Here is a 9,347-nt window from a genome sequence, read left to right as displayed (position 1 = left end):
TTTTAAGCCCTTGACCCATAAGCGGCCACAGCTTTGGCGCCAGCAAAAGCCACAGCATGCTCGCTACCGCAGCGCCAATGAACGAACCCAGCAAATACTCGGCATTTGAGGCCAGCGCCAACGCCATGAGCAACTTCACATCCCCCGCGCCCAGGCGGCCCAGGGCGTATCCAGGCAGGGTCAGCAGCAGCGCCAGAATGAACGCCAGCCCCCCTTGCCCACTGGGTGCGCCGAGCCAGGTGCTACCGGTCCACAGCAGGTAGATCAACGCCAGCAACGTCGCGCCCAGCGTCAGGCGATTGGCAAGCAACCGCTGCCGAGCATCCTGCACGGCACACACGCCCAACCACACCAACACCACTGCACCTTGGATCACGTAAAAAACATCCCTTTTGGCTGATTGATTCTATGCTGATATCAAGTAGTAGCCGTCAGGGTAGACTCGGTGATGAAAACAAGCCTCCCCAACAAGCAAAAAGGCACAGCAGCGATCGAGTTCGCGGCCGTATTCGTGATTTTTTTCGCCGTGTTCTATGCGATGGTCAGCTATAGCCTGCCACTGCTGCTGATGCAGTCGTTCAACCAGGCGACCGCCGAAGCCGTGCGCTCGAGCGTGGGCCTGGACCCCACGATGCAAGGCTACTCGGCAGCAGTGATCAACACGGCCAACACCACTGTCGCCGCTCGTTTGGGATGGCTTCCCCCTGCCTTCAATTTCAACGCAGCGACACAGGTCAGCTCCACGATCGTTAACGGCGTGCTCAAGGTGCAAATCAACTACCCCACCGCCAACCTCCAGAACGTGATGCCGTTCATTGTGTTGCCCGGCATCGGCACCGTCCCACAATTGCCGGTGACGCTGCAGGCCCAGTCGAGCCTGCAGTTTTGACGGCCGGGGACAAGCTCTTCGGGCGCCTGCTCGGCCGCAGTGGCGCACTGGCCATCGACCCGCCGGCCCCCTCTTACGCCGGGCTGCACCTGCACCTGGACGCTCAAGGCCGCGTGCTCGATATCAGCGGCGCCCTGCGGCAACACCTCGCACCGCACGCGGATTCGCTGCCGTTGCAAGACTTGCTGTGCGCCCACAGCGCCCTGGCGGTAGAAGGCGTTCCCGCCGACTGGCAACGTCACAGCCTGGACCTGGACTTCCAGGGTGTCGCCGGGCAAACCCTGCACACTCGCGGCACCCTTGAGCCGCACGACAACGGCTGGCTGCTGCATGCGCTGGACATCGGCGATTTGCTCGACGGCAGGCGACTGGCCGACGAACGCGAGCAGAATCACCAACTGACCAGCCGGGTCAGTGAACAGCTACGCGTGTGCAGCCTCACCCGCCTGCCCGAGGTGTTCAACGAGCAACTGTGCAGCGTGGCGCAGCGCTGGCGCATTCCCTGTGTGGCCTTGGCGCTGCTCGACCAAGAGGACCAGGGCTGGCGCGTCTACAGCCAATACGCCAACCATGACGCACCGTTGTTCTGGCATACCGGCCAGCGCCTCGGTACTTGCCTGGACAGCCTCAACGGCACCACCCCATTGGCCCTCAAAGCACCGTATGGGCGTGGAGAGCACCCGCGTTTGCACAGTGTGTTCGGCAATGCCGACGGTTTTCTCGTGCCCTACCGCGATGGCCAGGGCGTCGCCGCGTGGCTGTTGTGCGGTGCTTATAACGGCCAGCCCCACACACGCGAGCGCGACTGGCTGAACCTCGCCTCCGCCCTCGCCGCGCCTTTGCTCAGCCGCTTGCGTGAACAACGTCACCACCAACAGCTGGAGCGCCTGGAAGCCCTGCAAGGTTTGCTGGGCACTGGCTGGTGGGAATTGTTGCCCAGCAGCGGCGAGATCCAACTCGCACCACAATTGATGCGCAACCTGGGCCAGGAAGAAGAACCGACCCGACAAGCCCTCGACACCTGGCTGCACCTGATCCACCCCGCCGACCGCCAGGAACTGCAAAGCCGCCTGCGGGATCTGCACACTCTCGGCAAGCCCTTGCTCGCCAGCGTGCGCCTCAGCCGTAGCGACAACACGTGGTATCGCGTCCAGGGCCAAGTGCTGGGCACCGGCGAGCAACGCCGTTGTATCGGCTTCATGCTCGATATCAGCGACATCAAGAACCAGCAGCTGCAAGCCGACGTCGCCCGAGCGCGCCTGGACAACCTGATCGCCAGCTCGCCCGCCATCATCTATGTGCAGCACTACGAAAACGGCGCCCTGCAACCGGTGTTTTTCAGCGACAGCCTGCTGCCATTGCTGGGCCGCACCCTGGCCGAATGCAGTCACGACAACCTGGTGCAATGGGTGCACCCGGACGACCGAGACCTCTACTTCCAACGCACCCGTCAGTTGCTGCGCGAAGGCAGCGTGCGCAGCCGTTATCGCGTGCAGGACAAACAGGGCGATTACCACTGGCTGCTCGACGAAGCCAAGCTGCTGCGCGACGACCTCGGCCTGCCGGTGGAGGCCGTCGGCCTGTGGCTGGACGTCACCGAGGCGACCCTGGCCGCGCAGCAGGTCAAGGACAGCGAAGAACGCTACCGAATCCTGGTGGAAGACTCCCCGGCGATGATCTGCCGCTACCGGCCGGACCTGACCCTGACCTTCGGCAACACCCCCCTGGCCAACTACCTGGAATGCCTGCCGGCCCAACTACCAGGGCTGAACCTGGGCGACTGGCTGTCGGATGAACAACGCCAGGCCTTCGTACATCGAATCCACCAACTGACCCCTGAGTTTCCTGTCAGCACTGCCGAGATCAGCCTGCAACTGCCGGGGCGCGAACATGCCTGGTGGGTGTGGTCGGACCGTGGCGTGTTTGATGAGCAAGGCGTGTTGTTGGAAGTGCAGGCCGTGGGCCGCGACAACACCGAAGTACGCCGCTCCCAGCAGCAACTGACCCAAAGCGCGAAAATGGCCACCCTCGGCGAAATGGCCACGGGCCTGGCCCATGAGATCAACCAGCCGCTGAACGTGATGCGCATGGCCATCGTCAACGTGCTCAAGCGCCTGAGCACCGGCAACGCCCAAGTCGATTACCTCACCGAAAAACTCCAGCGCATCGACGCCCAAGTGCAACGTGCGGCGCGGGTGGTGGACCACATGCGCGTGTTCGGCCGTCGCTCGGAAGTCGAGCAGCAGCCTTTTGACCCGGCGCAGGCCGTCGAAGGCACCTTGTCATTGCTCAGTGAAGGTTTGCGTAGCAAAGGTGTGGACGTACGCCTGACCCAAGAGGAAATTCCGGTGCAGGTCAGGGGCTACGTCGACCAGCTTGAGCAAGTGCTGATCAACCTGATGGTCAACGCTCGCGATGCGCTGCTCAGCCTGCGCGAGAAAAACCCCGAGCTGCGCCCATGGATCGCCGTGCACACCGAACATGACAGTCGCCATGTGCGCATCTGGGTCGAAGACAACGGCGGCGGCATCGACCCACGGTTGCTGGAGCGGATCTTCGAACCGTTTTTCACCACCAAGCCGATTGGCGTGGGCACCGGGCTGGGCTTGTCGGTGAGCTACGGCATCGTGGAAAACATGGGTGGGCGCCTGAGTGTCAGCAACGGTGAACACGGCGCGCGTTTTTGCGTGGAACTGCCCAGGGCCATCGACGCTTAAATCACCAGGTAGGCTTCGCCGGTCTGGCCGCAGGTCAGGTTGGCGCCGACGTTCACATTCGCCAGGCTGATACCGAGGCTGTTCAACAGGTTGTTGAGAATCGGGTTCAGCAGCGGGCCGAGCAGGCCGTCCACCACCGGCGTGACGATGGCGCTGACGCTACTGAGCAGCGACACCGTATTGGCGATCAAACTGCCCAACGGGTTATTGCCCACCGGTTGATAAGCCGTGATCCCCACGCCATTGAGGGTGGTGGAAAGGCTGCTGACCACATTGGTGGCTGGCGTGGCGGCCTGATACGTCGGTGCAAGGCCCACGTTGGGCGGCGTGGCGAACGGCGTGGTGCTGGAAAACACCTGGGTCTGGACAGTTCCGGCAATCGGGCTTTTCACCTCAATCCCGATACCGCCGCCAGCGAAGGGTATCCGGGGATCACAACTACCGATGAAGGCGATCATATGGCAAACCTTGGTGCCGATATCGATCAGCGCCAGGGGTGCCACTGTCATTGGTTGGGTAGTGGAAAACGCATTGGTGATGCTGCCGATATTCAGCGAGGCCAACGAGGTGGTGGTAATGGCCGTCAGGCTCTTGGTGCCGGCGTTGCCGGTTGGGCAACTGTAGGCGGTGACATAACTGCTGGCGCCGCCGGCATCCAGCACGATATTGATCGGCAGGTTGCCCGGCAACGCCAGCACATCCAATTGCTGGCAACCGGCGCCCAGCAAACACAGCGCCGAGTTGATCGTAGTTACCAGGTTCAAGCTCAGCAAGCCATTGAGCACCGGCGTCAGCGGCCCCACCAGGTTGTTCACCGCGGTGTTGAGCCCCGACAGGCTGCTCAACACCGGCAAGCTGACCGTCACCTCGGTGCGCACCTGGGCCGTGCGCACGTAGAGCGCATTCGGCCCCTGTGGGTTGGCCGCCGCCAGCGCCGGATTACCGATGGCGGACAATTGCGGTGGCTCGGTGATTTTGACCTGGGTGGTGATATTGGCCAGCCCCAGCAGGCTTACCGGCAAGGTCGCTGCCACCGAGCTTTGGCTGTTGGACAGTTGCACCACACCCTGAATCAGCTGGAATACTTGAAGGTTGGCATTCAGCGCCGCCGCGGTAGTACCCGTCTGCAATTGCAGGATCTGCCCGAGGGTCAGTGGCGCCTGGTTGATCGCGGCGATTTGCAGGTTGCCCAGTGCTGTCAGCACATCCGCCGTCGCGCCGTTGGCGGTCAGCACCGTGATTGCCGCCTGGATCAACTGGGTCGCGGTAACATTGGTATTGAGCAGTTGCGTGTAATTACCGGCGGCCACGTTCAGGTTGATCGCCAGTTGGTTGAGGTAACTGAGCAGGTTGATGTTGGTATTGATCAGGCCATTCCAACCGGCGACGGTGAGGTTGACGTTGCCGCCGAGCAACCCGGAAAACAGCGGGTTCAACAAGCTTGCACTGGCCGTGTTGACGCTGGCCAGCGTGCTGTTGATGGTGAGCTGGGCCAGAGGGGGCGTCGGCATTGCTGCCACAGCGGTGGCGGTCAATACCGTGTTGAGGCTGATCGGGTTACCGGAAAACAGAGCCCACACCCCACCGGATACGCTGGTAGGGACAGTCTTGCTGACCACCACTTGAATCGCCGACGACAGCGCCGGGTTAGCACTGAACGTGCGTTGGCCTGAGGCGACAGTGGCCACACTGCCACAGCTGGTCGCCAGGGTGTTGCCGTTGCCTACCACAAAATTATTGCGTGCCGCGCTTTGGGCGGCGTAGGTAGCCGCCGTCAAGCCGGCCACGCAGGTGCCCTTGCGACCCACTGCCTCCAATGCAGCGGTGTCGGCCACCCCTTGCAGCTTGCGCTTCTCCAGGTACAGGCGACCACTGTCGATCACCAACAAGGTGCACACCAATACCAGCGCCAACACGCCCACCGCCATCAGGCCGATAGCGCCACGTTGCTTGCCATGAAATCGTGGAGACATCGAGCACTCCTGTGCCGGCGAGTCGCCGAGCGCTTACTCTCCTGGAGTGTAGATGAGTGTAGAGAATCCAATGTGGGAGCGAGCTTGCCCGCTCCCACATTGGATGTGGTGGCTTTTAGTGGGGTGGGTAGTTGGAAAGGATTTTGCCCACTGTGGAGCGAATCGCGCTGCTGCGGTCTTGCGGATTCGGCGTGCTGGCCATCATCTGCTCGTCACTGCCACGCCACACCAGTTTGCCGTCCTTACCGTCGAGCAGGTCGATCTGGATGGTCGCCACTTTGTAGGTGATGTTGCGCGTCTCGTTGTACATCGGCGCGCCCCAATAACCATTCCAGGGGCCGCCCCAAGCGCCACCGTAATTGGTGGTGACTTGCTGCTGGCGATCTTCGACAATCAGGTACGCCTGCACCTTCAGGTCAGCATTCGTACCCGCCGCCGCAGGGCGCAGGCCGCGTTGCTCGAGTTGTTCACCCACGGCCTGGCGGATGCGTTGCTCGGTGAGGTCACTCTTGATACGCGGATCATCCGGACGGTATTGCAGCGCCGGGTCTTTCCAGGCCCAACTGCGGTAGGCGCCAAAATCGCGACTGGCGTCGAAGTCGTGGTTGACCTGATTGGTCTGGCAGCCGCCCAGCAATACAACAACAGCGAGTGCAGCAATGCGACGAAACATGGATGTTCTCCAAAAAACGATTCGAGCCTTTGATGAGAATAGCTGCTAACTGGGTGGATAGGCAGTCATTGCCTTCTGCATCGCTTCGCGCAACGCCTCAGCCCGGTCACTCAGGCTGCCCTGGCTGGTGGTTTCAGCACTGGTGCTCCACACCGGCTGGCGGGTGCGAGCGTCGAACAGGCTGATCCGCGCCACCGCCACCGTCACTTCATAGGTGCGTACCACCGGCACGGTGTTGTACATGCCGTAGCCATTACCGTAACGGTTATAGCCGTTGTATCCGTAGCCGTAATCGTCCTGGACTTGCCTGAGGCGCTTCTCCAGGCGCACGTCGGCGCTGACCAGCAGATCGGGTGCACGGTTGTCATGCAACGGACGCAGACCGCGCTGATCGAGGGCACCGGTGACGGCCTCGGCAATCTGCGCCGAGTCGGCCCAGGCCGAACCTGCCGGCAGTTGGCCGTTGAGCCAGGCCCAACTGCGATAGGCTCCGTAGTCCCGCACGGGTGCCGGGTAGGCGCTGGCATCAAAGGTATTGGCCGCCTGGACCGGAGCTGGCGGCATCGGGGCCGAAGCGGCCACGTAAGGATTGGGTGTGGAACAGGCGCCCAATCCGAGGGACAACAAGATCAAACAGAGACGACGCATTTCGACCTCCGCAAACTGGGCCGCTTAAACCGGACGGCAGATCCAATGTAAATAACGCCCAAGTCCGGCAAAGCTTGGGTGACGACGGTGAGCAAGTTCCATCTCCAACAAATCCAGTAGCTCAGCGCGGGCCTGGAACTCCACCGGCATATAGTCGTGGAACACCCGCACACCGCTTTGGCTTTCGACTTGCCACAGCCCTTCAAGTTGCGCCGCCAACTCGCGTGGATCGAGCGGCTGTTGCGGGGTGAGGCTCTGCTTTTCGCCGGCCATGTCGTTCTTGCGCATCTTGCGGAAGTGGCCTTTGAGCAGGTTGCGATAGATCAGTGCATCGCGGTTGTAGAACGCCAGCGACAACCAGCCACCGGGCACCGTGAGTTGGTGCAGCACCGGCAGGATCGCATGGGGTTCGGCCAGCCACTCCAGCACGGCGTGGCACAGCACCAGGTCGTAGGGTTCGGTGAGCTGACCAAGCAGGTCTTGCCACGGGGCGTGGATAAAGGTGGCAGCCTGCCCGGCGTCGGCGAAACGTTGGCGCGCGCCTTCCAGCATCGGTTCGGCGGGCTCGGCCAAGGTCACGTGGTGGCCACGCTCGGCCAGCCACAGCGACATATGGCCCAGGCCAGCGCCGATGTCCAACACGCGCAACGGGCGATCCGGCAGGGCTTCACTCAGGTCGGCCTGGAGCACCGCCAGGCGAATCGCGCCTTTGGCACCGCCGTAGATCTTTTCGGCGAAGCGCGTGGCCAATTGGTCGAAATGACGATCACTCATGGGCAAACCGCCGTTCGCTGTCGGCCAATTTGGCGCGCACCACCTCGTTCATGTCCAGGCCCAACTCACTGCACAGCAACAGCAGGTACAGTACGATGTCGCCGACCTCCTGCCCGGCGTGGGCGAGTTTGTCAGCGGGCAACTGGCGCGACTGGTCTTCGGTCAGCCATTGGAAAATTTCCACCAGTTCGGCCATTTCCACGCTGGCGGCCATGGCCAGGTTTTTCGGGCTGTGAAACTGCTTCCAATCGTTGGTATCGCGGATACGATGCAGGCGTTCGGTGAGGTGTTCGAGGTTCATGCGCGGGCTCCTGAAGGCGTATAGCTTCGGGCGGATAAGCCATCAAGGCAAGCGAATCCATCGACGCCCAACACAGCCCATGATTACAACCCGGCAAACCTCTATGCTTATAGGGAACTCGCCCGGCGCTATAGCAACCAAAGGCACAGCAACGCCCACCTCTCTTCAGGACACATACATGCAGGTAGAAAGCTTTTTCGGTTGGTTGGGCCAGGCGCTCGGCTCCATCATCCGCTTTATCGTCGATGGGCTCAGCGGACTGTTCGGCGCCTTGACCAATGCCGGCGGCAACTTCGTCGATGGACTGGCGCGTACATTGGGCATGGACACCTCCATCATCAGCATCATTACCCTGATCATCGGCCTGATGTTGCTGTACTCGGCAGTGCGCGCATTCATGCGGGCTTCGATCATCGCCGGGGTTATCTGGCTGATGCTGGGCCTGTGGCTGCTCAGTTGGGTCGTGCATTAACACTTGAACAGCTTACTCACCGACTGGCGCCACCGCCCCACCCATCGCCGCGTCTGGGCCCTGGCCGCGCCGATGATCCTGTCGAATATCTCGGTGCCGCTGGTGGCCCTGGTGGACAGCATGGTCATCGGCCACCTGCCCCACGCCCATCAACTGGGCGCCGTGGCGGTCGGGGCCAGCCTCTATACCTTTCTCGCCTGGGCCATGGGTTTCCTGCGCATGGGCTCCACCGGGTTTGCCGCGCAAGCCGCCGGGCGCGGGGATGGCGCCGCGCTGCGACAAATCCTGCTGCAAGGCCTGTTGCTGGCGCTGGGCCTGGCGATGCTGCTGGGCACCGTGGGTATTCCCCTGAGCCATCTCGCACTGGAATGGATGCAACCGTCTCCAGAACTGACGGAGCTGACCCGCGAGTTTTTCCACACGCGCCTGTTCGGCCTGCCTGCCGCGCTGGCCAGCTATGCGCTGGTCGGCTGGTTCCTCGGCACACAAAACGCTCGCGCACCGCTGGCCATTCTATTGACCACCAATCTGGTCAACATCGCCTTGAACCTGTGGTTCGTACTCGGTCTGGATTGGGGGGTGGTCGGTTCGGCGCGGGCATCCGTCGTGGCCGAATGGATCGGCGCCCTGCTCGGCCTGGCCATGACGCAAAAGGCCCTGCGGGCCTACCCCGGGCATATCGCCTGGGCGGCCTTGAAATTGTGGGAAAGCTGGCGCCCGCTGCTGGCGGTCAACCGCGACATTTTCATCCGCAGCCTCGCGCTGCAATCGGTGTTTTTCATGATCACGGTGCAAGGCGCACGCCTGGGCGACGCGACCGTGGCGGCCAATGCGCTGCTGCTCAACGGCCTGCTGCTGGCGGCCCACGCGCTGGATGGATTAGCTCACGCCGTCGAAGCC

Annotated in this window: 10 protein-coding genes; 4 read left to right on the top strand and 6 right to left on the bottom strand. The window is 62.2% G+C overall.

What is annotated here, in order from left to right; genetic code table 11:
• Nucleotides 1-376, bottom strand: a 376-nt coding sequence (locus ACRESD_RS10845; RefSeq protein WP_431750906.1) for a prepilin peptidase, incomplete at its 3' end; no start/stop codon positions are given.
• A 72-nt stretch (nucleotides 377-448) separates the two neighbouring features.
• Here ACRESD_RS10845 and ACRESD_RS10840 point away from each other — a divergent pair.
• Together ACRESD_RS10840 and ACRESD_RS10835 are read left to right on the top strand one after the other, a co-directional pair.
• Nucleotides 449-889: a TadE/TadG family type IV pilus assembly protein gene (locus tag ACRESD_RS10840; protein WP_431750905.1), complete on the top strand. Its 441-nt coding sequence runs from the start codon at nucleotides 449-451 to the stop codon at nucleotides 887-889.
• Nucleotides 886-3,606 (top strand): ATP-binding protein, encoded by a 2,721-nt coding sequence (locus ACRESD_RS10835; protein WP_431750904.1) that lies wholly within the window; start codon nucleotides 886-888, stop codon nucleotides 3,604-3,606. The genes ACRESD_RS10840 and ACRESD_RS10835 overlap by 4 nt, the downstream gene beginning before the upstream one ends.
• Here the strand turns inward: ACRESD_RS10835 and ACRESD_RS10830 are convergent.
• From ACRESD_RS10830 to ACRESD_RS10810, 5 genes are all read right to left on the bottom strand, one after another.
• Complete coding sequence (locus tag ACRESD_RS10830; protein WP_431750903.1) at nucleotides 3,603-5,579, bottom strand: pilus assembly protein TadG-related protein; 1,977 nt, start codon at nucleotides 5,577-5,579, stop codon at nucleotides 3,603-3,605. The genes ACRESD_RS10835 and ACRESD_RS10830 overlap by 4 nt on opposite strands.
• 115 nt (nucleotides 5,580-5,694) lie before the next feature.
• The gene (locus tag ACRESD_RS10825; protein ID WP_431750902.1) at nucleotides 5,695-6,252 is read right to left on the bottom strand and encodes a DUF4136 domain-containing protein; all 558 of its coding nucleotides are present in this window, start codon (nucleotides 6,250-6,252) and stop codon (nucleotides 5,695-5,697) included.
• A 45-nt stretch (nucleotides 6,253-6,297) separates the two neighbouring features.
• Nucleotides 6,298-6,900, bottom strand: coding sequence for a DUF4136 domain-containing protein (locus ACRESD_RS10820; protein WP_431750901.1), 603 nt, complete (start codon nucleotides 6,898-6,900; stop codon nucleotides 6,298-6,300).
• Between the two features lie 24 nt (nucleotides 6,901-6,924).
• Nucleotides 6,925-7,674, bottom strand: coding sequence for a methyltransferase (locus ACRESD_RS10815; protein WP_431750900.1), 750 nt, complete (start codon nucleotides 7,672-7,674; stop codon nucleotides 6,925-6,927).
• A complete protein-coding gene (locus ACRESD_RS10810; protein ID WP_003188211.1) occupies nucleotides 7,667-7,975 on the bottom strand; it encodes a MazG-like family protein in 309 nt (102 codons plus the stop codon). The genes ACRESD_RS10815 and ACRESD_RS10810 overlap by 8 nt, the downstream gene beginning before the upstream one ends.
• Before the next feature lie 178 nt (nucleotides 7,976-8,153).
• Between ACRESD_RS10810 and ACRESD_RS10805 the strand changes: the two genes are divergently transcribed.
• Together ACRESD_RS10805 and ACRESD_RS10800 are read left to right on the top strand one after the other, a co-directional pair.
• The gene (locus tag ACRESD_RS10805; protein WP_431750899.1) at nucleotides 8,154-8,447 is read left to right on the top strand and encodes a hypothetical protein; all 294 of its coding nucleotides are present in this window, start codon (nucleotides 8,154-8,156) and stop codon (nucleotides 8,445-8,447) included.
• 3 nt (nucleotides 8,448-8,450) lie between these two features.
• The coding region (locus tag ACRESD_RS10800) for an MATE family efflux transporter (RefSeq protein ID WP_431750898.1) at nucleotides 8,451-9,347 on the top strand (897 nt) is incomplete at its 3' end.

This window comes from Pseudomonas sp. (assembly GCF_050739995.1).
In the GTDB taxonomy this organism is placed as follows: Bacteria; Pseudomonadota; Gammaproteobacteria; order Pseudomonadales; family Pseudomonadaceae; genus Aquipseudomonas.
Note: the sequence above shows the minus strand (reverse complement) of the source record. Positions and strands in the feature narration are given on the sequence as shown.

What these genes read in the sequence shown, in the direction of transcription:
- ACRESD_RS10805 (WP_431750899.1), top strand. Translation starts at nt 8,154, where the DNA reads ATGCAGGTAGAAAGCTTTTTCGGTTGGTTGGGCCAGGCGCTCGGCTCC.
- ACRESD_RS10820 (WP_431750901.1), bottom strand. Translation starts at nt 6,900, where the DNA reads ATGCGTCGTCTCTGTTTGATCTTGTTGTCCCTCGGATTGGGCGCCTGT.
- ACRESD_RS10840 (WP_431750905.1), top strand. Translation starts at nt 449, where the DNA reads ATGAAAACAAGCCTCCCCAACAAGCAAAAAGGCACAGCAGCGATCGAG.
- ACRESD_RS10825 (WP_431750902.1), bottom strand. Translation starts at nt 6,252, where the DNA reads ATGTTTCGTCGCATTGCTGCACTCGCTGTTGTTGTATTGCTGGGCGGC.
- ACRESD_RS10810 (WP_003188211.1), bottom strand. Translation starts at nt 7,975, where the DNA reads ATGAACCTCGAACACCTCACCGAACGCCTGCATCGTATCCGCGATACC.
- ACRESD_RS10815 (WP_431750900.1), bottom strand. Translation starts at nt 7,674, where the DNA reads ATGAGTGATCGTCATTTCGACCAATTGGCCACGCGCTTCGCCGAAAAG.
- ACRESD_RS10830 (WP_431750903.1), bottom strand. Translation starts at nt 5,579, where the DNA reads ATGTCTCCACGATTTCATGGCAAGCAACGTGGCGCTATCGGCCTGATG.